This is a genomic window from Streptomyces sp. NPDC038280 (genome assembly GCF_055600045.1).
This window is the reverse complement of record NZ_JBVJYZ010000048.1, coordinates 1-1,008: the sequence shown is the minus strand read 5'-3', so window position 1 is coordinate 1,008 and position 1,008 is coordinate 1. Positions and strand designations below refer to the sequence as shown.

At 67.8% G+C, this 1,008-nt stretch carries 1 protein-coding gene; it reads left to right on the top strand.

Annotated elements, in window-relative coordinates; translation table 11 throughout:
* Positions 1-57: 57 nt before the first annotated feature.
* Positions 58-989 (top strand): IS5 family transposase gene (locus ACZ7J0_RS33745; protein WP_470893903.1). Its coding sequence is split into 2 segments (ribosomal slippage): positions 58-435 and positions 438-989, totalling 930 coding nucleotides; the frame shifts between segments, so codons are not numbered across the junction.
* Positions 990-1,008 lie beyond the last annotated feature (19 nt).

The following is a 1,008-nucleotide window of genomic DNA, read 5'->3' as shown; positions in this document are numbered from 1 at the left end:
CTAGGACTTGTCCGGTCGATCATGTGACTACTTCGTGTCCAGGTCGTTGATGTGGACATGGGGCGGGGTGATCTGAGTGATGCTGAGTGGGAACGGCTGCGGCCGTTCCTGCCGGTCAGCAACAGGCGTTGTGGCAGGTGGCGTGATCACCGGCAGGTGATCGACGGGATTCTGCACCGGGTCCGGACCGGCGTTCAGTGGCGTGACCTGCCCGAACGGTTCGGCCCGTGGAAGACCGTCTACGAACGGCACCGACTGTGGTCGGGTGACGGGACCTGGGAACGTCTGCTCCAGCAGGTCCAGGCCGCCGCCGAGGTGGCGGGTGAGATCGATTGGGACATCTCGGTCGACTCCACCATCGTGCGGGCTCATCAGCACGCGGCCGGCGCCCGCACCGACCCGCCGCCGGCACCCGCCTCAAAGGGGGACGAAGTTCCAGAACACCAGGGCGAAACCGCGTGGCAGAGCCTGCGCGCCCGCCTGGTGGAGGTGGTGCGGGAGGTGAGGGCCTGGGCCGCTCGCGCGGCGGGTTCACCACCAAACTCCACCTGAGCGCGGACGGCTGCTGCCGCCCGCTGTCCCTGATCGTCACCCCAGGCCAGCGGGCCGACTGCACTCAGTTCAAACCGGTGCTCGAGAAGATCCGTGTCCCGAAGTCCGCCCCGGGCAGGCCCCGGAAGAAGCCGGACAGTGTCGCGGCCGACAAGGCCTACAGCAACGGCCCCTGCCGCGAGTACCTGCGACGCCGGGGCATCCGGCACACGATCCCGGAGAAGACCGACAGTCAGGCCGCCCGCCTGCGCAAAGGCTCACGCGGCGGACGGCCACCCGGCTTCGACGAAGAGCGGTACAAGAAACGCAACACCGTCGAGCGGGCCATCAACCGACTGAAGCAGCACCGGGCGGTGGCCACTCGCTACGACAAGCGCCGTTACGTCTACCTCGGCACCGCAACTGCCGCAGCCCTCACCATCTGGCTCCGAACGTGATCGACCGGACAAGTCCTAG